At 61.5% G+C, this 19,280-nt stretch carries 19 protein-coding genes; 7 read left to right on the forward strand and 12 right to left on the reverse strand.

Annotated features, from left to right (window positions below; translation table 11 throughout):
* The first annotated feature begins 3 nt into the window (after positions 1-3).
* Positions 4-1,188 carry an N-methyl-L-tryptophan oxidase gene (solA, locus tag CCD76_RS04570; protein WP_179208845.1) on the forward strand — a complete coding sequence of 395 codons (1,185 nt, stop codon included), beginning with the start codon at positions 4-6 and terminating at the stop codon, positions 1,186-1,188.
* A gap of 82 nt (positions 1,189-1,270) precedes the next feature.
* Entirely contained in the window at positions 1,271-2,302 is a 1,032-nt protein-coding gene (locus CCD76_RS04575) for a putative RNA methyltransferase (protein WP_087718363.1), read from the forward strand.
* An 18-nt stretch (positions 2,303-2,320) separates the two neighbouring features.
* Here CCD76_RS04575 and CCD76_RS04580 read toward each other — a convergent pair whose 3' ends face one another.
* On the reverse strand, positions 2,321-4,072 hold the full coding sequence (locus CCD76_RS04580) for a putative bifunctional diguanylate cyclase/phosphodiesterase (protein ID WP_087718364.1): 1,752 nt from the start codon (positions 4,070-4,072) through the stop codon (positions 2,321-2,323).
* A 241-nt stretch (positions 4,073-4,313) separates the two neighbouring features.
* Between CCD76_RS04580 and CCD76_RS04585 the strand changes: the two genes are divergently transcribed.
* Positions 4,314-4,718 (forward strand): transcriptional regulator, encoded by a 405-nt coding sequence (locus tag CCD76_RS04585; RefSeq protein WP_256961106.1) that lies wholly within the window; start codon positions 4,314-4,316, stop codon positions 4,716-4,718.
* 102 nt (positions 4,719-4,820) lie between these two features.
* Here CCD76_RS04585 and cyoD read toward each other — a convergent pair whose 3' ends face one another.
* The 6 genes from cyoD to CCD76_RS04615 form a co-directional block, all read right to left on the reverse strand.
* Positions 4,821-5,168, reverse strand: coding sequence for a cytochrome o ubiquinol oxidase subunit IV (gene cyoD, locus CCD76_RS04590; protein ID WP_087718366.1), 348 nt, complete (start codon positions 5,166-5,168; stop codon positions 4,821-4,823).
* A complete protein-coding gene (locus tag CCD76_RS04595) occupies positions 5,165-5,827 on the reverse strand; it encodes a cytochrome c oxidase subunit 3 (protein WP_087718367.1) in 663 nt (220 codons plus the stop codon). Before CCD76_RS04595 ends, cyoD begins: the two co-directional genes overlap by 4 nt.
* Positions 5,824-6,366: a hypothetical protein gene (locus CCD76_RS04600; RefSeq protein WP_087718368.1), complete on the reverse strand. Its 543-nt coding sequence runs from the start codon at positions 6,364-6,366 to the stop codon at positions 5,824-5,826. Before CCD76_RS04600 ends, CCD76_RS04595 begins: the two co-directional genes overlap by 4 nt.
* Positions 6,367-6,578: 212 nt before the next feature.
* Positions 6,579-7,265, reverse strand: a complete 687-nt coding sequence (locus CCD76_RS04605; RefSeq protein ID WP_087718369.1) for a hypothetical protein — start codon at positions 7,263-7,265, stop codon at positions 6,579-6,581.
* 16 nt (positions 7,266-7,281) lie between these two features.
* A complete protein-coding gene (locus CCD76_RS04610; protein WP_087718370.1) occupies positions 7,282-8,016 on the reverse strand; it encodes a HupE/UreJ family protein in 735 nt (244 codons plus the stop codon).
* 54 nt (positions 8,017-8,070) lie between these two features.
* Positions 8,071-8,433, reverse strand: a complete 363-nt coding sequence (locus CCD76_RS04615) for a hypothetical protein (RefSeq protein ID WP_087718371.1) — start codon at positions 8,431-8,433, stop codon at positions 8,071-8,073.
* Between the two features lie 136 nt (positions 8,434-8,569).
* Here CCD76_RS04615 and CCD76_RS04620 point away from each other — a divergent pair, with 136 nt between their 5' ends.
* Genes CCD76_RS04620 through CCD76_RS04630 form a run of 3 tightly spaced genes read left to right on the forward strand, consistent with a single transcriptional unit; the run spans position 8,570 to position 11,595 of the window.
* Positions 8,570-8,845, forward strand: coding sequence for a metal-sensing transcriptional repressor (locus tag CCD76_RS04620; RefSeq protein ID WP_087718372.1), 276 nt, complete (start codon positions 8,570-8,572; stop codon positions 8,843-8,845).
* Between the two features lie 27 nt (positions 8,846-8,872).
* Positions 8,873-10,246 (forward strand): MFS transporter, encoded by a 1,374-nt coding sequence (locus tag CCD76_RS04625; RefSeq protein WP_087718373.1) that lies wholly within the window; start codon positions 8,873-8,875, stop codon positions 10,244-10,246.
* A 29-nt stretch (positions 10,247-10,275) separates the two neighbouring features.
* Positions 10,276-11,595: an ISL3 family transposase gene (locus tag CCD76_RS04630; RefSeq protein WP_087718374.1), complete on the forward strand. Its 1,320-nt coding sequence runs from the start codon at positions 10,276-10,278 to the stop codon at positions 11,593-11,595.
* Between the two features lie 8 nt (positions 11,596-11,603).
* Here CCD76_RS04630 and CCD76_RS04635 read toward each other — a convergent pair whose 3' ends face one another.
* Positions 11,604-13,142 (reverse strand): cbb3-type cytochrome c oxidase subunit I, encoded by a 1,539-nt coding sequence (locus CCD76_RS04635; RefSeq protein WP_256961107.1) that lies wholly within the window; start codon positions 13,140-13,142, stop codon positions 11,604-11,606.
* Positions 13,139-14,191, reverse strand: coding sequence for a cytochrome ubiquinol oxidase subunit II (locus CCD76_RS04640; protein WP_087718375.1), 1,053 nt, complete (start codon positions 14,189-14,191; stop codon positions 13,139-13,141). Before CCD76_RS04640 ends, CCD76_RS04635 begins: the two co-directional genes overlap by 4 nt.
* 567 nt (positions 14,192-14,758) lie before the next feature.
* On the opposite strand from CCD76_RS04640, the gene CCD76_RS04645 reads away from it, so the two are divergent.
* Positions 14,759-16,222 carry a catalase gene (locus CCD76_RS04645; protein ID WP_087718376.1) on the forward strand — a complete coding sequence of 488 codons (1,464 nt, stop codon included), beginning with the start codon at positions 14,759-14,761 and terminating at the stop codon, positions 16,220-16,222.
* Between the two features lie 104 nt (positions 16,223-16,326).
* On the opposite strand, the gene yejK is transcribed toward CCD76_RS04645, so the two are convergent.
* The 3 genes from yejK to CCD76_RS04660 all read right to left on the reverse strand — a co-directional run bounded on the left by yejK (position 16,327) and on the right by CCD76_RS04660 (position 19,231).
* The gene (gene yejK, locus CCD76_RS04650) at positions 16,327-17,361 is read right to left on the reverse strand and encodes a nucleoid-associated protein YejK (RefSeq protein ID WP_087718377.1); all 1,035 of its coding nucleotides are present in this window, start codon (positions 17,359-17,361) and stop codon (positions 16,327-16,329) included.
* 110 nt (positions 17,362-17,471) lie between these two features.
* Positions 17,472-18,233: an ABC transporter permease gene (locus CCD76_RS04655; protein WP_087718378.1), complete on the reverse strand. Its 762-nt coding sequence runs from the start codon at positions 18,231-18,233 to the stop codon at positions 17,472-17,474.
* Positions 18,230-19,231, reverse strand: a complete 1,002-nt coding sequence (locus CCD76_RS04660) for an ABC transporter ATP-binding protein (protein WP_087718379.1) — start codon at positions 19,229-19,231, stop codon at positions 18,230-18,232. Before CCD76_RS04660 ends, CCD76_RS04655 begins: the two co-directional genes overlap by 4 nt.
* Positions 19,232-19,280: the final 49 nt, after the last annotated feature.

The raw sequence follows: 19,280 nt of genomic DNA on the forward strand, positions 1-19,280 counted from the left end.
CGAATGCATTCTGAGACACACACGGATCTTCTGATCATCGGCGGCGGCAGCATGGGACTGGTGGCGGCGGATTATCTGGTGGCCTCTTCCGGTGCCAACGGCCAGCCCGCGGTGCGGGTGCTCGACGCCCACCGCCCGCCCCACGATCAGGGCGCGCATCACGGCGAAACCCGGTTGATTCGGCTGGCCTATGGCGAGGGCAGCGGCTATGTCTCGCTGGCCCTGCGCGCGCTGGAACGCTGGCGCGAGCTCGAGCGAGAGACGGGCGAATCGTTGTTTCTGCCCACCGGAGTGCTCAATCTCGGCCCGGCTTCGGCGCCGTTCATCCAGCAGGTCGAGGCGAGTGCGCGGCAGTATGATCTGCCGCTGGAGGGCTTGGACGGCTCGGCGGCATCCGAGCGCTGGCCGGGATGGCGGCTCGATGCCTCGATGCGCGGCGGCTTCGAATCCCGCGCCGGAGTGCTGCGGGTCGAGCGGATCATCGAGTGCTGGCGGCAGCGAGTCGAACGGAGTGCCAACGTGACGCTGACGTCAGGCGCTCGTGTCGTGCGCCTGGAGCCTCTGGAGCAGGGCGGTTATGCGGCGACCTGCGATGACGGTCGGCGATTCAGCGCCGACCGGTTGTTGGTTTCCGCGGGGCAGCACGTGGCGCCGCTATTGGCCGAACTCGGCATCGAGCTGCCGCTGACTCGCGTGCGCAAGACGTTCGCCTGGTTCGAGGCCGACGACCGCTATGTGTCGGAGCGCTTCCCCGGCTTCAGCCTCACCGACGACGAGCTAGGCATCTATTACGGCTTCCCGGACATCGATGGCGCCGGGTTCAAGATCGGCCGACACGATAGCGGCCAGATCCTCGCGCCGGGCGAAACGATGGCGCCGTTTGGCGAACATCCGGAGGATATCGCCGAGCTCCAGCAGGTGATCGACCGCTATCTGCCGGGCGTTGGTGCGCTGCGCCATGGCGCTGTCTGCCAGTATATCCGCACCCCGGACGAGCACTTTCTGATCGATGAACCGCTCCCCGGCCTGATCGTTGCCGGCGGTTTCTCCGGCCACGGTTTCAAGTTTGCCAGCGCCATGGGGGAGTCGCTGGGCCGATGGCTGACGAGCGGTCGCGCTGCGCCGGAACTGGCAGGGTTCGGGATGAGCAGACTATCGGGGCGCGACAACCAGGGTTCGCTGTCGTAGTCGTTCGTTCCGGAGCGCCGAGGCCTCGAGCGACGATGGATTTCGCGTACACTGGCGGGCTTCACGAGCAAGTGGTGGCACCATGTCCTTCATTCCTTTTTCCGCGCTGGCCTGTCCGCTGGACGGGGACCCGATGCATCGCCAAGGCCAGACGTGGCGCTGCGCGGCCGGTCACAGTTTCGATATCGCGCGGCAGGGCTATACCCACCTGCTGCCCGTCCAGCACAAGCGTTCCCGCGATCCGGGAGACAGCAAGGCGATGGTGGCGGCACGCCAGCGCTTCCTGAATGCGGGCCATTACCAGCCCATCGCCGAGGCGGTATCGCGTCTTGCCCTGGCGGAACAACCCACCGGCGACGCGTTCCGCTGCCTGGATGCCGGCTGCGGCGAAGGTTATTACCTGCGTCAGCTGGCGGCGGCGAGCGCCCCCGATGCCGCCTTGTCGCTGTTGGGCCTGGATATCTCCAAGTGGGCGGTGCTGAGCGCCGCCAAGCAAGAGCGGGCGGTATTATCTGCTGCCAAGCAGGACAAGGGCGCCGCCAAGCAAGAGCGGGCGGTGCTATCTGCTACGAGGCAGGACCAGGGCACCGCGACGCGGGAAAGCGCAGCCGGTCGACAAGTTTCGACCCATGGACGGGAAGAGCGTGCCAGTTGGGTGGTGGGCAGCAACGCCAATCTGCCGGTACAGGAGGGGTCGCTGGCCTGCGTGCTGTGTCTGTTCGGCTTTCCCGTCTATCCGGAATTCGTTCGTGTGCTCAGGCCGGGCGGGGTATTGATCCAGGCCGACGCCGGACCGGACCATCTTCGCGAGTTGCGCGAGATCATCTATCCCAGCCTGAAACCGGAGCGCGAGCGATCGGCAGCGGTGCCCGATGGACTGATCCGGCAAGACGTGGAGACGATCCGTTATTCATTGGCGCTGGAGGAGTCGCAGGCCATTGCCGACCTGCTGGCGATGACGCCGCATCTCTACCGCGCCAGTGCCGAAGGCCGGGCCAGGGCGGAGGCGCTGGAAGCGCTCACCGTGACCATTGATGTGCGCTTGACACGGTTCGCGCGGAGGGCTGGGGGCCAGGAGACCACGCCGACGGGAATCGGCTCGGCGCAGACCTGACTGACTGTCGGAAGAGGATCACTGTTGATGTTGGTAATTTTCCGCCCACTGAAGGGCTTCTTCGAAAGGTAGGGCGGGGCTGTAATGGAAGCCTTGCCCGATGTCGCAGCCGAGGTCCTTGAGATGCGCCTCGATCGAATCGTTCTCTACCCCTTCCGCGATGGACTGTCGATTGAAGCTCTTCGACAGGCCGATAATCGCCGCGACAATGGCCTCGTCCTCGGGGTTGTCGAGCATCCCCATCACGAAGGAGCGGTCGATCTTGATCTTCTGGGTGGGGAAAGTGCGTAGATAACTCAGCGACGACTGACCCGTACCGAAATCGTCCAGCGACAGCTGCAGACCGAGCTGGAGGCAAGCCTGAATATTGTCGGCAATGGCTTCCATGTCTTCCTGCGGCGAGGCGCTTTCCAGTATCTCCAGCGTGAGCCGTTCCACCAGGCTTCGGTCGTGGTGTGCAAGGGCGCGGTGCAAGTGATCGACAAAGCCGCTGTCGAGAAAGCTGGATGGATTGACGTTGACGCTGACCGAGTAGGGCAGGCCACGCCGCATGATCTCTTCGATAGCCGTCACTGCCTTGTCGATGACATACTTGCCTATCTCGATGTCGAGCCAGGTGTGCTCTATCTGCGGGAGAAAGCGGCCCGGCGGCAGAATCTTGCCCGAGGGCAGGCGCCAGCGTAGCAATCCTTCGAATCCCGTTACCGTGTCGAGGTGGTAGTCGATCGCCGGTTGATAGAAGAGTTCCAGCTGTTGCTGTGACAGCGCCAGGCGGACATCACGGGCGATCGCCAGGCGCTCGCGACGAGAGTGATGGAGTTTGGGATCGAAATAGCAGTACCCGTTCTTGCCCGCTTCCTTGGCCGAGTACATGGCCTGGTAGGCGTGATGCAGGAGCGCGTCCGCATCCGCTTCGTCGTCGGGATAGCAGGTGATGCCCATGCTGGCGGTAAGGCTGTGGACGTGTTCTTCTGTCTGGATGGGAGTGCGGATCTGATCGAGGATGCGTCGGCAGATCGCCGGCTGCAGCACGTCGCGCAGAATGATGGCGAATTCGTCTCCTCCCAGATACGTCACCACATCCTTGCGACGTACGGCATCGCGCAGACGATCGGCAATGACCTTGAGCACGGCGTCCCCGGCAGCGGTATCATGCGACTCGTTGATGCTGTTGAATCCATCCAGGTTGATCAGACAGACCGAAAGATTGCCCTGGGATTGTCTGGCAAGCGCCAGCTCTTCTCTCATCAGCCTCTGGAGCAGACCCCGATCAGGCAGACCGGTCAGGGCGTCGAGCTGGTCGAGCTTTAGCCCGGGCGGACGTTGGATCAGCAGATGACGGCCAATCTCATCCTCGATCTGGTGGGCAAGCACATGGAGCATCTCGAAATTCAGCGTCCCGCTCGGAATCGGCGAGGTGTGCACGAGACACAGCGTACCGATGCTGCCGCCTTCGATGTCGCGTATGGGCACGCCGGCAAAGAAACGCCAATGGGGCGATCCGACGACCTGGGGGTGGTTGGCGAACTCGGGATGACGCAATGCATCCTCGATGACGAAGAGTTCGTTGTGACGCAGGGTGTGATGGGTGAAAGACAGGGCATCCGGAATGTCGGTCGATACCGACCCTCCGCTGTTCCTGCACCATTGCCGATCGCTACCCACCAGGGTGAACCAGGCATCCGTCACCTTGTAGTGCTGCCTGGCGATCCAGCGTACCCGGTCGAGACGCTGCTCGGTTAATGTATCGATTTGTCTTGTTTGGTCCATGACGTCTTGGCGCCATGTTTCGTAGCAATCCAGGTTCACGGCGTGGCACCTCATCAAAGCCTTCTACCTCGCCCATCCCTGTGGCATTCAACGAGCGTTTTCTAGTGAGACTGCGGCCCAACGGCTACTATCGACTCCAAAATTCGATAGGGGGTTGAATTAATAATTCAATACAAATTTGAACTATGGTTCAACGTAAATTGAACAAATAGTTCAAATTCAATACATGGATGAAAAAAGCATGTTCGCGTTGCGCCTCAAGACGGCGCTTACCGCCGCTGGGTATGAACCTCGCCCTTCGGTACTGGAGCGTGAGTTCAACTTGCGCTACTGGGGGTCTCCAATCACCTTCCAGGCGGTACGTCGGTGGTTGCGGGGCGATTCGATACCCTCGCAGGACAAACTGCAAGTGTTGGCGAGATGGTTGAGCATCGAGCCCCAGGTCTTGCGTTACGGTGAACAGGCTTCGCAGGTTTGCGCCCCCATGCAGGCGACCTGGGTCGTACCCGTCAATGGGGAGGAAGACGAGGTGCTGCGGATCTACCGTGATCTGCCCGAGGAGCAGCGTCAGGTCTTGCGACAAGTGATTCTGGCGTTCGCCAGGGCAAACGATCTGCAGCCCGGCGATTCACAGGAGTCGAGCTGATACCCATCAATGGCTGGCGCCTTTCGTGCCCGAGGCGCTACGGGAAGCCGGGCCGGGATCGATCGTCGCCGCGGGCGACCTGACCACGATCGATCCATCGGATCAGGGCAACATGTCGGGCATCATCCGATAGTAGAGATTGAAGAGAATCCACAGCGTACCGCCAACCATGATGGCCAGGATCAGGACGGTAAACAGGATCAACTGCAGATCCTCACGCTTGTTCCTGGCCAGCGTAATGTGCAGGAAGAAGCGGAAGTGCACCACGATCTGGATCACGGCGCAGCCGGCAATGACGAGATAGAGCGTTCCCGCTGCCATCTGCGTATAGGCCGCCAGGCCGAACGGAATCAGCGTCAGGATCAGTGCCAGCCCGAACCCCCAGAGATAGCTGCGCAACTCGCCGGATTTCTCACGCGCTTCCTGCTCGGAAAGTTGGCGATAGCTCATACGATGCCTCCCAGATACACCAGCGAAAAGATGCCGATCCAGACCACGTCCAGAAAGTGCCAGAGAATGGCCAGCCGCATCAGGCCGGTCTTGGTGGGTGGGTCGAGCCTATGCACGGCAATCTGGCCGAGCAGGGCAATCAACCAGATACAGGCCCCGATGACGTGAAGGCCATGCAAGGGCACCAGCGAAAAGAACGCCGAGAGAAAGCCGCTTCGGCTGGGCACGCCGCCTTCGGTGAACATCTTGTGGAAGTCGTAGAGTTCATGGGCGAGAAACCCGAGCCCCAGCAGTAGCGTCACCAGTAGCCAGGCGACGAGGACCTTCCGGTCGCTGCGATATTTCAGCGCCAACGATGCCATGCCGAACGTGAAGCTGCTGATCAATAACAGCATCGTTTCGATGAAGGCGCTCTTGAGTTCGAACAAGTCACTGGGGCCGGGGCCTCCGGCAGTACCGCCGAGCATGGTGACGTAGGTTGCGAAGAGCAGGCCGAAGACGATCAGGTCGCTCATCATGAACACCCAGAATCCGAACACCATCTCTTCGCGGGTATCCTCGCTCTCTTGATGGGCTGGCCCGAGATTGAGGCCGGGATGGTGCGCACGGGGTCTCGCCTGATCGGTGTGGCCGGGGTGTATCTTCGTGGTCGTCGTCATTGAACGGCTCCTTCCACGGGTGGCACGGGCAGCCCCCGGTTTTCCCTCGTCTGCTCTTTCGAACGGTCGACCGGCGTCGTTCGGCGCACGCATTCGATCCAGGCCAGGTGCGTGCGGCGGACTTCGTCGCCAGGTATGGTGCGCGTGGTCTTGCGCACGTAGCCGCGTGCAATGATGGCGACCAGTGTGACCATCGCCGAGAGAATCACCAGCCACCACATGTACCAGGTCAGACCAAACGCCATCGCCGTACCGGTCACCGCGATGATCACGCCCATGGCGCTGTTGGCGGGCATTTCGATGTCGGGGAATTCGTCCGGTACCTGGTAAGCCTTGCCCTGCTCTTTCTCGGCCATGAAGGCGTCACGGCTGAACACCTCGGGGATGACCGGGAAGTTGTATTCCGGCGGTGGTGAACTGGTTGCCCATTCGAGGCTACGTCCATCCCACGGATCGCCGACGAACACGTCGTTGTGATGGCGGTCGCGTACGCTCACCCAGAGCTGGATCAGCAGGCACAGCATGGCGAACAGGATCACGAGGGCGCCGCAGCCGGCGGCGATGGTCCAGGGCAGATAGGCCGGTTCGAAAAACGGGTATCCGGAATATCTGGTTGATATTTGGCTATCGCAAAAAGGTACTTGCTCTAGTCCTCAACGGATTTCTTGGTTGATAGGGATGGTGAAGGGCCGGGCTGGTATAGAGACCCTGGCCCTCCGTGAGGGCCAGGGGACTGAGATTGCTTTGGCGATCAAAGCATACGCTTCAGCTCGCCGTAGTCACCGTCGAGGCGCAGCACGACGGTCACATCATTGTCGTTGCGGTTGCGAAAGAACCAGCCGTGATTTCCGGTGAAGGCCGCCTCCAAGTCACCCTCATCCTGAGGCACGCCGCGCCCCTGCTCGTAGCTGATTGAATTGCCGTTGCCATCACCATGGGTGTCGAAGTTGACCGGGCCGCCCTCCGACTCCCAGGCAAAACGTGCCACGGCGCCTTCCTCCATGGTCAGCTTGTATTCCGTCCCTTCGCCCGGCGTCAGGGTAAAGCTCACCTCATCACGCCAGCGGGGGGCCGGCTCGGGTGCCGGGGCCTCTGCCTCAGCGGCGGCGGGCGCAGTGTCAGTCGGCTCAGCGCTGGTCTCGGCAACGATCTCCTGGGCCTCGGGCTCCGGCGTGGTCGCGGCCGGCACCTCTGGCTGGGGCGCTGCCGCGGCATTCGCCCGGTCGAGTTCGGCCTCCTCGGCCAGCTGTTGCTTGATCTCCCCCATGTCGGTCAGCCCTAAGAGGCGTCCCGCGCCGGTGGGATCGATGGCGTATTCCGCCGGCAGGACCACGGTGACCAGCAGCACGGTGGCGGCCACGGCGGCCAGCAGGGTCGAGCGGATCAGTTTCCCGGTAGAGGGCAGTTCGGCGCGGTTAGGCATATCGGTGTTGTACATCTCGGACTCCTTGAAATCAGGCGGTGAACAGGCCGGTGAGCTGATAGCCGATCAGCACGAAGCCGGCACACATCATGGCGACATTGGCGGTGTAGGCATGGCGCAGGAAGCCGGCGGTGCGCCGCCAGAATCCCATCACGATGAGGATGGCCCCCAGGGCCAGCAGCTGGCCGATCTCCACGCCGATGTTGAACGCCAGCAGGTTGGGGACCAGGCCGTTCGGCGAGATCTCGTACTCGATGATCTTGGTCGAGAGGCCGAAGCCGTGGAAGAAGCCGAAGACCAGCGTCGCCGCCTTGGTGTTGGGCTGGAAGCCGAACCAGCGCTGGTAGGCGCCGAGATTGTCCAGCGCCTTGTAGACGACAGACAGCCCGATGATGGCATCGATCAGGTAGCTGTTGATGCCGATGTTGAAGTACACCCCGAGCAGCATCGTCGTGGAGTGCCCCAGGGCGAAGAGGCTGACGTAAATGGCGATGTGCTGCATCCGGTAGAGGAAGAAGATCACCCCTAGCAGGAACAGGATGTGGTCGTACCCCGTCACCATGTGCTTGGCGCCGAGGTAGATGAACGATACCAGGTGGATGCCGTAGATCTCCTGGATATAGCCCTTGTCGCCTTCCGCGACGGCATGGGCCAGGGCATCACCGCTGGCTCCTAGGAGCAATACCAGCAGGGCGAACAGGGTCAGGGCGTAGTGTCGGGCCTTGTCAGGCACGCCGCACACGCCCCTTATCGATGAGGGAAACATGAAACTCTCCACGGTTTAGGTATTGAATCACGATCGCCCGGCGGGCGACCCCGGTCATGCCGCGATGACCGGCCGTGGAGGACGCTCGAGCCGAAAGGCACGGCGAAGCGGGCGGCCATCCCGCTGCTGCCTCCGGATGGTGCTGGGGATCAGGGGCGCCACGACGATCCCGTCCGTGACCCGACCCGCCGTCTCGTGGAAGTGGCTACCGCTGTCATGCGGCAGCGGCTGGTGGTCGGTCGACACATGCGCATGGCCATGCACTGCCTGGAGTTCTCCCTGAAACGAGTGCTCGACCGCTGCCGAGTCGACCGGCCCATGCGCGCGTATCTCGCCGATGCCGGACATGACCAGCCCCTGCGCGATCAGCAGCAGCAGGATCAGGTGACCGAGGCGATGGTACAGGCGATTGAGCATAGGGCAGATCAGCACCAGAGCGGAAAACCGGGAGTTAGGCGCTATCGGGCCGTTTCCCCATGGGGCATTGGCACGACAGCGCCCGGGAGCTTAACATCCCCCCCAGGGGGATAGGAATACCAACAAGGAACGGACCATGACATCGCACACCCACCAGTCGCATCCCGACATTATCAAGCGCCTGAAGCGTGCGGGCGGGCACTTGGAGAGCGTGACCCGGATGATCGAGGACGGGCGCCCTTGCCTGGAGTTGGCCCAGCAGCTTCACGCCGTGGAGAAGGCGATCCAGCAGGCCAAGCGGACCCTCATTCAGGATCATATCGACCACTGTCTGGACGAAGCGATCGCCCCCCAGGACCCGGCGCAGAGCGCCCACGTCGACGACTTCAAAGCGATTGTTCGCTACCTGTAACTGTATCCACGTCGTAAGGAGAGCCGCATGCTCGAGGTGCTGAGTCACCGTCGCTACCGCCACCTGTTCCTGGCCCAGGTCACCGCCCTCGCCGGCACCGGGCTGACGACGGTCGCCCTGGCGCTGCTGGCCCATGACCTGGCGGCGGGACAGGCGGGTGTCGTTCTGGGCACGGCACTGGCGATCAAGATGGTAGCCTATGTAGGAATCGCGCCGGTGGCCGGGGCCTATGCCTCGCGTCTGCCGCGCCGCGTGCTGCTGGTCGGCCTGGACCTGCTGCGAGCATCTGTGGTCTGCGCGTTGCCCTTTGTCACCGAGGTCTGGCAGATCTATGTGCTGATCTTCCTGCTCAACGCCGCCTCGGCGGGCTTTACCCCGGTCTTCCAGGCGACGATCCCGGATCTCCTCGAGGACGAGGGGCAGTACACCCGGGCGCTGTCGCTGTCGCGGCTCGCCTATGACCTCGAGAACCTGCTCAGCCCCATGGCGGCCGCGGCGCTGCTGATGGTGATGAGCTTCGATGTGCTGTTCCTGCTCAACGGCCTAGCCTTCTTGGTCTCAGCCGGTCTGGTCGTCTCAGTGGTGTTGCCGTCGCCCCAGGCGGCGAAGGACGAGGCGCCGAGCGTGTGGCGTAAGGTCTCCCATGGCATGAGGATTTACCTGAAAACGCCCCGGCTGCGCGGGCTGCTGGCCTTGAATATGGTGGTGTCGGCTGCCGGGGCCATGCAGATCGTCAATACCGTGGTCTATGTCCGCTCCACCCTGGACCTGGGCGAGCAGGCGGTGGCCATGGCCTTCGCGGCGGTGGGGGGCGGTTCGATGCTGGTGGCCCTGCTGCTGCCTAAGGTGCTGGAGCGCGTGCGGGAACGCCCGATCATGCTCGCGGGCGCCGCGCTGATGACGGTGAGCCTATTTCTCGGCCTGCTCGCGCCCGGCTTCGCCGGCCTGATGGGGCTGTGGTTCCTGCTGGGCGCCGGCGCTTCGCTGGTCATGACGCCCACCGGGCGCCTGCTCAAGCAGTCATGCCACGCCGAGGACCGTCCGGCGCTGTTCGCCGCGCAGTTCTCGCTGTCGCATTGCTGTTGGCTGGTGGCCTATCCGCTGGCCGGCTGGGTCGGGGCCGAGGTGGGACTGATCGAGACCTTCGCCCTGCTGGGGACGATTGCGTTGCTGTCGACGGCGCTCGCGACCCGTATCTGGCCGGCACGGGACCCGCTGATCCTCGAGCATAGCCACGACCCCGTGGCGCATACCCATCTGCACTACCACGACGAGCATCACCAGCATGAGCATGAGGGCTGGGAGGGGCCGGAGCCCCATCGCCATCCTCACTACCATCCCGGTGGTCGGCATCGGCACGAGTTCGTGATCGACGGCCATCACACGAGATGGCCGTCGTGACATGACAAAGAGCCACAAGGAACGTTTGCATGACCATTCTGCCTGACAACATCCTTCACTTACCGGAATACCGCATCCTGGGCACAAAGAGGGAAGAGCATGATCTCCACTTTCAGGTCGAAGCTCCGGTCCCTGTGGCCTGCGAGGAGTGCGGCGTAGTGGGAGAATTCGTCAGGTTCGGCAAGCGCGATATGGCTTACCGAGATATGCCCATTCACGGCAAGCGAGTCACCCTCTGGGTGGTCCGCCGTCGCTATTCGTGCCGAGCATGCGGGAAGACATTCCGCCCAGAGCTTCCCGAGATGGTGGACGATCATCGCATGACGCAGAGGCTTTACAGTTACGTTGAGAAGGAAGCCTTCAACCATCCCTACGCCTATGTGGCCAATACCATGGGCCTTGACGAGAAGACCGTCCGCGAGATCTTCAAGAAGAAGGCCGAGTTTCTTGCGGCCTGGCACCGCTTCGAAACGCCCCGCTGGTTGGGGATTGATGAGCTGTACCTGAACCGTCGCTACCGCTGCATCCTTACCAATCTGGAGGAGCGCACTCTGTTGGACCTGCTGCCGGGTCGCCAGCAGGCGGCGGTGACAAAGCGCCTCATGAGCATGACCGACCGCAACGAGGTCGAGATTGTCAGCATGGACATGTGGAAGCCCTACCACCGTGCTGTCCAGGCGGTGCTGCCACAGGCCCGTATCGTGGTCGATAAGTTCCATGTCGTGCGGATGGCCAATGAGGCCCTGGAGAAGATTCGCAAGGGCCTCAGAAAGGAGCTGACGGCCAACCAGCGACGGACCCTCAAGGGGGATCGAAAGATCCTCCTGAAGCGGGCTCACGACGTCTCAGACCGCGAACGTCTCATCATGGAGACATGGACGGGGGCCTTCCCTCAGCTCCTGGCAGCCTACGAACACAAGGAGCGGTTCTACCGCATCTGGGACTGCACCAACCGGTGTGACGCCGAGAAGGCGCTGGCTGCCTGGATTGACGACATTCCCCAAGGGCAGAAGGAGGTCTGGAAGGATCTTGTCAGCGCCGTCAGCAGATGGGGTGAGGAGATGCTGACCTACTTCGAGACCGACATCCCGATCACCAACGCCTTCACGGAGTCGATCAACCGGCTGGCTAAAGACAAGAACCGCGATGGTCGGGGCTACTCGTTCGAGGTGATGCGGGCCCGCATGCTCTACACCACCAAACACAAGAAGAAGTCGCCACAGACCAAGGAGTCCCCATTCCAGGGCAAGGCCACCATGACCTACGACAGGGGACTCCCCGAGCCCGAGAAGAACTTCGGTGTCGATCTATCAACCTTCTGGAGGGGTGGAGGGTTCGGAGGGACTTGATGGTCACTTCAACCAGTTAATCCGGATACCCCGAAAAACGTCAGCGAGCGTCGTGGCATGCCCAGCAGGCCGAGCGCATATAGAGGAAAGAATGCCAGCATGAAACCTACGATCCAGGCGTAGGCGGCGCGCCGCCCCCAGCGCTCTTCCAGGCGGAAGCCGAACGCCTTGGGGAACCAGAAATTGGTCGCCGAGAGCATGCCGAACAGCAAGCCCGGGATCAGCATGTTGTGAAAGTGGGCGACCAGGAACAGCGAGTTGTGCACTTGATAATCGACGCTCGGCGTGGCGAGGATGATCCCGGTCAGGCCGCCGATCACGAACAGCATGATGAAGCCGACGGCGTAGATCATGGGAGCCGATAGTCTGACTCGTCCGCGATACATGGTCAGCATCCAGTCGTACACCTTTACCCCGGTCGGGATGCCGATCAGCATCGTCGCGATGCCGAAGACGGCATTGATCGCGGCGCTCTGACCCATGGTGAAGAAGTGATGGAGCCAGACGGTAAACGAGAGAAAGGCGATGCATATGGTCGCGATCACGAGCAGGGTGTAGCCGTAGAGTCGTTTCCCTGAAAAAGTCGAAAACACCTCAGAATAGATACCGAAAGGCGTCAGAATCAGAATATAGACTTCGGGATGACCGAAGGCCCAGAAAAGGTTGATGTAGTTCATCATGTTGCCACCCAGATCGCTGGTGAACATGTGAAAGTCGAGATAGCGATCCAGTGCCAGCAGGGCGGTGGCGACGGTCAGTGGCGGCATGCCGAAGATCATCAGGATGGCGGTGCTCAGCGCGGTCCAGGTAAACAGCGGCATACGGAATAGCTTCATGCCGGGCGCGCGCTTTTTATAGATCGTCACCGCGAAATTGATGCCGGTCAACGTCGAGGAGAGCGTGGATAGCGTCACCGCCCAAATCCAGTAATCGACGCCGGCATCAGGGCTGTAGGACAGTTCCGTGTAGGGAGGATAGCCACTCCAGCCGCCGGTGGAAAATGGCGCCAACACCAGTGAAATCATCACGATCGCTGCGCCCGCTGCGGTAAGGCCAAGGCTGATCTGATTCATGACCGGAAACGACAGATCGCGGGCACCGATCTGCAGCGGCATGACGTAATTGATGATGCCGGTAAGGAATGGCATCGCCATGAAGAAGATCATGATCGTGCCGTGGGTGGTGAAAAACTCGCCGAAATGTTCGGGCGACAGAAAGCCCCCGTCCAGCCCGACTGCCTGCTGCGCGCGCATGAATACCGCTTCGATTATCGCGCGGGAGAGCATGACCATGGCGATGATGATGAACATGATCCCGATTTTCTTGTGATCCGGGCTGGTCAGCCACTCCGACCACAGATATTTCCACTTGCCCAGCCAGGTCACCAGGATCACGACGCCGAGCGCGCCCAGCACGACCATTCCAGCGGCGCCGCCGGCAATGATGCCGTTGATGATATTGAAGGTCGTCGGATCGCGAACGGCCTCCCAGAAGGGCAGGGCATCCCAGCCCAGGCGACCGAAGACAACGTTCCAGATATCGCTCACGTTGCCTTCTCCCCGCCGTTGTCTTCAGCTTCATCGTGAGTGTTTTCCTCGGCATCAGGGGGCACGGGGATAGGGTTCGAGGGTGACATCCGTTCGTCCATGGCTTTGCGATTCTGGGGTGGCGATGGCGTCAGTGACGTCCAGTCGATCGGTGCGTGGTGGGCGATGGCATCGAAGAGTTGCGACGGAATGGGGGAAAATGCCATGAGATCGCTATGCTGATAGTTCTTGATTCCCAGCATGGCAGCGAAATCGGTGGCATCGCTTTTTTCGTTCAGCTGGGTGAAGCGTTGTCGATCGAGTCGATAGCCATCGCGTCGAGCATGAGCTACGAAGTCATCGAATTGCGCATCATCGACGACTTGGGTCATGAAGCGCTGACGATGAAAGCCACTGCCGTTGTACTGCATGTTCTTGCCCTGGAAGCGTCCCGTGTTGTCGGCTTGAAGATGAAGCTTCGTGACCATGCGATTCATGACGTCGATCTGGCTGCCGAGCGCTGGAATGAAGAAGGTCTGCAGCACGGTGGCCGAGGTCAGCTGGAACGCGACGGGACGATCTTCCGGCAATACCAGCTGGCCCATGCTGGCAATGCCTTGCTCGGGGTAGATGAAAAGCCACTTCCAGTCGAAGCCCACGACCTGAACCTGCAGTGGCTGCCTGTCGGACTCGAGCGGGCGGTAGGGATCGAGCTGGTGGGTTTCCCGCCAGAGTACGACGGCAAGTACGATGACCACGGCAACGGGGATGCCCCACATGGCGATATCGAGCCAACGAGACCGGTCCCAGTGCGGCCGATAGGTGCCCTTGCCGCCATAGCGATAGCGCCAGACGATGAATGGTGTCTGCAGGATCACCGGCGCCACCACGATCAGCGTCATCAACACTACGAACCAGAAATGATCGCGCTGAGCCTGGGCGATCGGACCTTGCGGGTCGAGAAACGAGATCGAGCCCTGGCTGCATCCCCCGAGAAGCGCGGCTAACGATGCAGCAAGGAGCGCACGGCAGCGCAACGCCGTACGAATGGCTTGAAGCGAGTGGGACACGATGACCTCGAAGAAACGTCCATGTTTCGAAACGCATCGGCCACTGACCGATAGCGTAATCCATCAGTATAGAAACGATCATCACTGACGCCATTGATCGATGTTGTTCGATAAGCCAACAATGGCCGCAAGTCATGAAATTTGTCCATGACAAACATTGATACTGACTATCAAGACTCTGTGTCACCCAGAGCAAATGACTATCGCGCAGCCCCTGCTGAGGCCGGTTGCGCCTCTTTTTTCCGGTAACCGAGTACTCACCGCCCCCCGGCCCTTGCGGCTCCGTGACCCTGAAGTCGGTTTTCCCCGGTTGGACACTGCCTGCGTTCCCTCTATAAATTGGATTGCGTTCGTATCGGGCCGCCATGTCATCCACGCCGGGCAGTGAAAGTGGGGCAGGGTGGTCGGGACGGACGGTATTGAGGCGATCGCGTCGCGAACCTGGCGTATGAGCTATTGGCTCAGCAGGGCGAGAGACTTATCGCGACAACCACGCCGAGGATCGCCGCGTGGTTTGGTATGCCGGGGCGACAGCGCCTCGCATCGTAGAATTAGGGAGAGATCACCGTGACTAGCGACATTCGCAAACCGACGACGACAGAAGCCGGTATTCCGGTAGCGAGCGAAGAGAATGCGCTTTCCGTCGGCCCTGATGGCCCGATCGTGCTTCACGATCACTATCTGATGGAGCAGATGGCGGCATTCAACCGTGAAATGATTCCGGATCGTCAGCCGCACGCCAAGGGCGGTGGCGCTTTCGGCCATTTCGAAGTGACGCATGACATCAGCCGGTATACCAAGGCGAAGTTTCTGCAGCCGGGCAAGAAGACCGAGATGGTCGCGCGCTTCTCCACCGTTGCGGGTGAATCCGGTAGCCCGGATACCTGGCGCGATCCGCGAGGCTTCGCGCTCAAGTTCTATACCGAAGAAGGCAACTTCGACATGGTGGGTAACAATACCCCCGTCTTCTTCGTTCGCGATCCGATGAAGTTCCAGCACTTCATCCACTCCCAGAAGCGCCGTGCCGACAACGGTCTGCGCGATCACGACATGCAGTGGGACTTCTGGACCATGGCGCCGGAAACGGCCCACCAGGTGACCTGGCTGATGGGTGACCGTGGCGTGCCAGCCAGCTGGCGCCACATGAATGGCTACTCCAGCCATACCTACATGTGGGTCAACGCCGAGGGCGAGCGTTTCTGGGTCAAGTATCACTTCAAGACCGACCAGGGCATCAAATGCATGACCCAGGAGCAGGCGGACCAGATGGCGGGCAGCGATGCCGACTACCATCGTCGTGACCTGTTCAACGCGATCAAGCGGGGCGACTATCCGACCTGGACGCTACAGGTTCAGATCATGCCGTTCGAGGATGCCAAGACCTATCGCCTCAACCCGTTCGACCTGACCAAGGTCTGGCCGCACAGCGACTATCCGCTGATGGAAGTCGGCAAGATGACGCTGGATCGCAACCCGGAAGATTTCCATACCCAGATCGAACAGGCCGCCTTCGAACCCAACAACATGGTTCCCGGTACTGGCCTCTCGCCGGACAAGATGCTGCTGGCGCGCTCCATCTCCTATGCCGATGCACACCGTGCGCGTCTCGGGGTGAACTACAAGCACATCCCGGTCAACACGCCCAAGTCGCCGGTCAACAGCTACGGCAAGGGCGGCGCGATGCGCATGCGAAATGCCAGCGATCCGGTCTATGCTCCCAACAGCAAGGGCGGGCCCAAGGCCGATCCCGCGCGTTATCCGGAAGATGCGGTCTGGTCGGCGGATGGCGAATTCGTCCGCACGGCCTATACGCTGCGCCCGGCGGACGACGACTACAGCCAGGCCAACGACCTGATCAACAAGGTGATGGACGACGCGGCCCGAGACCGGCTGGTCAGCAACGTCGTCGGCCACGTTTCCAACGGTGTCGAAGAACCGGTGCTCTCTCGCGTGTTCGAGTACTGGCGCAACATCGACGAGACCATCGGCCGTCGTATCGAGGAAGGCGTCAAGGCCAATCGCGGGAAGTGACCTAGCGCTGCAGATATTGCAGTAGGTTTCGATAAGAAAGATGGCCCACTCCGGCAAGGGGTGGGCCTTTTTCGTTGGAACGGCGACAGTCGTGCTGACTGGATTTAGCCCTTGCGCTGCTTGATCTGATCCTTCAACTGCCCGGGGACCTGCTTGATGATCAGGCGGTCGCGCTCGTCATCGTATTCGATGCTGTTGCCGAGCAGGTGCGAGTCGAAGCTGATCGAGACGCCGCTGGCGCGGCCGGCAAAGCGCTTGAACTGCTGCAGGGTACGCTTGTCCGGCGGGATCTCGGCGGCCAGCCCGTAGTCCTGATTGCGGATATAGTCGTAGAACGCCTTGGGTTGCTGCTCGTCGACCAGCTCGGAGAGCTCGTCGAGCGTGATCGGCTCGCCGCGCTTGGCCTGGCTGTTGGCGTATTCGATCAGCGTTTCGGTCTTCTCCCGGCTGGCCTCTTCGGGCAGATCCTCGCTTTCGACATAATCGCTGAACGCCTTGAGCAGGGTGCGGGTCTCCGCGCCGGCATTGACGCCTTCCTGACAACCCAGCCACTCCCGGAACGCTTCGACCAGCTTCTTGTTGCCCCGATCCTGCACGTAGGTGATGTACTGGCGCGACTGCCCGCGCTGCCACTGGGTCAGGTCGATCCTGGCTGCCAGCATCAACTGGCCGAGATTGAGTTGCTGGACGGCAATGAGGTTGAGATCGTCATCGAACCCGTAGCCGTCACGCTGGTGGAGCATGGCCAGCGTCAGATATTCCGCCTCGCCCTGACGGGAGTGCACGAACCACCAGTGGCCGCCGATCGAAAGATGCGCATCGAGCAACGGCATCAGGCTTTCGGTGGTCTGGCGGGTAAAGTCGGTGAAGTTGATTTCCCCGCTGCGATAGCGCTCGAGCTCGAAGGCGAAACGTGACGAGGAGACAGGCGCCGCCTCGCTGTCTTCGGCGTCTCCCTCCACGCCGGCTTCGCCAAAGTGCCCCCACGCCTTGGGTTTGCCGTGAAAGCTCGAATTGAAGTTCGCGAGCAGCGAGTCCGCGATCGCCATGTCGGTCATCGCCTCGCCGCAGGTCAGCGTGGTGGGTTGTTCGTCGCTCTGTTTATCGATGCGATGGGCGCAGGCTTGCAGTATCGGCATGACGTGACTCGTGAAGCGGTGGGGGCGGGCCGCCGGGCAGCCCGCCAGGGTAAACGATGGCTTGTTGCCGCGTGTTTCGGGCTATCGGCCATGGGTCTATGAACCATGAACTAGGGACGGAGGCGGTAGCCGGTGCGGAAGATCCAGCTGATCACGCCCAGGCTGACCGCCAGGAACACGCCGATCATGACCAGGCTGGCAACCACGCTGACATCGCTGATGCCGTAGAAGCTCCAGCGGAAACCGCTGACCAGGTAGACCACCGGGTTGGCCAGCGTCACCGCCTGCCAGAACGGCGGCAGCATGTCGATGGCGTAGAAACTGCCGCCGAGAAACGTCAACGGCGTAATGATCAGCAGCGGCACCAGCTGCAGCTTCTCGAAGCTATCCGCCCAGATGCCGATGATGAAGCCGAGCAGGCTGAAGGTGATTGCGGTCAGCAGGAGAAACAGCAGCATCATGAAGGGGTGCTGTATATGCAGATCGACGAAGAAGTTCGCCGTGCCGAGAATTACCAGCCCGAGAATCGCGGATTTCGATGCGGCGGCGCCGACATAGCCGAGCACGATCTCGAAGTACGAGATCGGCGCCGACAGCACTTCGTAGATGGTGCCGGTGAACTTGGGGAAGAAGATCCCGAACGAGGCGTTCGACACGCTCTGCGTGAGCAGCATCAGCATGATCAGGCCGGGCACGATGAAGGCGCCGTAGCTGACGCCTTCGACCTCCTGAATGCGCGAACCGATGGCAGCGCCGAAAACGACGAAGTAGAGCGATGTCGAAATGACCGGAGAGATCAGGCTCTGCAGCAGCGTGCGCCCGGCGCGGGCCATTTCGAAGAAGTAGATGGAGCGGACGGCTTGCAGGTTCATTGGCGCTCTCTGACCAGGTTGACGAAGATATCTTCCAGCGAACTTTGCTTGGTATGCAGATCCTTGAAGCGGATCCCGGCGGCCTCGATCTCGTTGATCAGCGCGCTGATGCTGACGTGATCGCTGTCACCGGCCTCGCTGGCGTCGTAGGTATAGACCAGCACGTTGCCGTTCTCCGCCAGCGTCAGCGGGTAGTGGGCCAGCGCCGGCGGAACGCTGGCCAGCGGTGTCTGCAGGTGCAGAGTCAACTGCTTGCTGCCGAGTTGCCGCATCAGGGTCGCCTTTTCCCGTACCAGCACGATCTCGCCGCCATTGATGACGCCGATGCGGTCGGCCATCTCTTCGGCTTCCTCGATGTAGTGCGTGGTCAGGATGATGGTCACGCCGCTATTGCGAAGCTCCCTGACCACCTCCCACATGTCACGCCGGAGCTCGACATCGACACCGGCGGTGGGCTCGTCGAGGAACAGGATTTCCGGCTCGTGGGCCAACGCCTTGGCAATCAGCACGCGGCGCTTCATGCCGCCGGAGAGCGTGATCAGCTTGTTCTTGCGCTTGTCCCACAGCGACAGCGCCTTGAGCACGCGCTCGATGTGGGCATCGTCCGGCGCCTTGCCGAACAGCCCACGACTGAAGCGCACCGTGTTCCATACGGTCTCGAAGGCATCGCTGGTCAGCTCCTGCGGTACCAGGCCGATCTTGGCCCGTGCGGCACGATAGTCGGTGACGCTATCGTGGCCGTCGACCGTCACGCTACCGCCGGTAGCGTTGACCAGCCCGCAGATGATGCTGATCAGGGTCGTCTTGCCGGCGCCATTGGGGCCGAGCAGGGCGAAGATCTCGCCGCGCTGGATCTCCAGGTCGATCTGCTTCAGCGCTGAGAAGCCGGAATCGTAACGCTTGGAGAGGCCGCTGATGGCGATCACCGGCGGCGGGCTCGCGGCGGGCGTCTCGGTGCGCGGCGTGGGTTCCGGGGCTGTGGGCGTCTCGTGACTCATGCAAACCCTGCTTCGTGACGGCGTTAGGGGCCGTTATTGTAGGCGAAAA

Source organism: Salinicola salarius (assembly GCF_002179555.1).
In the GTDB taxonomy this organism is placed as follows: domain Bacteria; phylum Pseudomonadota; class Gammaproteobacteria; order Pseudomonadales; family Halomonadaceae; genus Salinicola; species Salinicola salarius_A.

Excerpts from the sequence above, each read along its gene's own strand:
- CCD76_RS04610 (WP_087718370.1), bottom strand. The coding sequence starts at position 8,016 with ATGTTTCCCTCATCGATAAGGGGCGTGTGCGGCGTGCCTGACAAGGCC.
- CCD76_RS04585 (WP_256961106.1), top strand. The coding sequence starts at position 4,314 with ATGTTCGCGTTGCGCCTCAAGACGGCGCTTACCGCCGCTGGGTATGAA.
- CCD76_RS04660 (WP_087718379.1), bottom strand. The coding sequence starts at position 19,231 with ATGAGTCACGAGACGCCCACAGCCCCGGAACCCACGCCGCGCACCGAG.
- CCD76_RS04615 (WP_087718371.1), bottom strand. The coding sequence starts at position 8,433 with ATGCTCAATCGCCTGTACCATCGCCTCGGTCACCTGATCCTGCTGCTG.
- CCD76_RS04595 (WP_087718367.1), bottom strand. The coding sequence starts at position 5,827 with ATGACGACGACCACGAAGATACACCCCGGCCACACCGATCAGGCGAGA.
- CCD76_RS04655 (WP_087718378.1), bottom strand. The coding sequence starts at position 18,233 with ATGAACCTGCAAGCCGTCCGCTCCATCTACTTCTTCGAAATGGCCCGC.
- CCD76_RS04625 (WP_087718373.1), top strand. The coding sequence starts at position 8,873 with ATGCTCGAGGTGCTGAGTCACCGTCGCTACCGCCACCTGTTCCTGGCC.
- cyoD (WP_087718366.1), bottom strand. The coding sequence starts at position 5,168 with ATGAGCTATCGCCAACTTTCCGAGCAGGAAGCGCGTGAGAAATCCGGC.
- CCD76_RS04605 (WP_087718369.1), bottom strand. The coding sequence starts at position 7,265 with ATGTACAACACCGATATGCCTAACCGCGCCGAACTGCCCTCTACCGGG.
- yejK (WP_087718377.1), bottom strand. The coding sequence starts at position 17,361 with ATGCCGATACTGCAAGCCTGCGCCCATCGCATCGATAAACAGAGCGAC.
- CCD76_RS04620 (WP_087718372.1), top strand. The coding sequence starts at position 8,570 with ATGACATCGCACACCCACCAGTCGCATCCCGACATTATCAAGCGCCTG.
- CCD76_RS04630 (WP_087718374.1), top strand. The coding sequence starts at position 10,276 with ATGACCATTCTGCCTGACAACATCCTTCACTTACCGGAATACCGCATC.
- CCD76_RS04580 (WP_087718364.1), bottom strand. The coding sequence starts at position 4,072 with ATGGACCAAACAAGACAAATCGATACATTAACCGAGCAGCGTCTCGAC.
- CCD76_RS04575 (WP_087718363.1), top strand. The coding sequence starts at position 1,271 with ATGTCCTTCATTCCTTTTTCCGCGCTGGCCTGTCCGCTGGACGGGGAC.
- solA (WP_179208845.1), top strand. The coding sequence starts at position 4 with ATGCATTCTGAGACACACACGGATCTTCTGATCATCGGCGGCGGCAGC.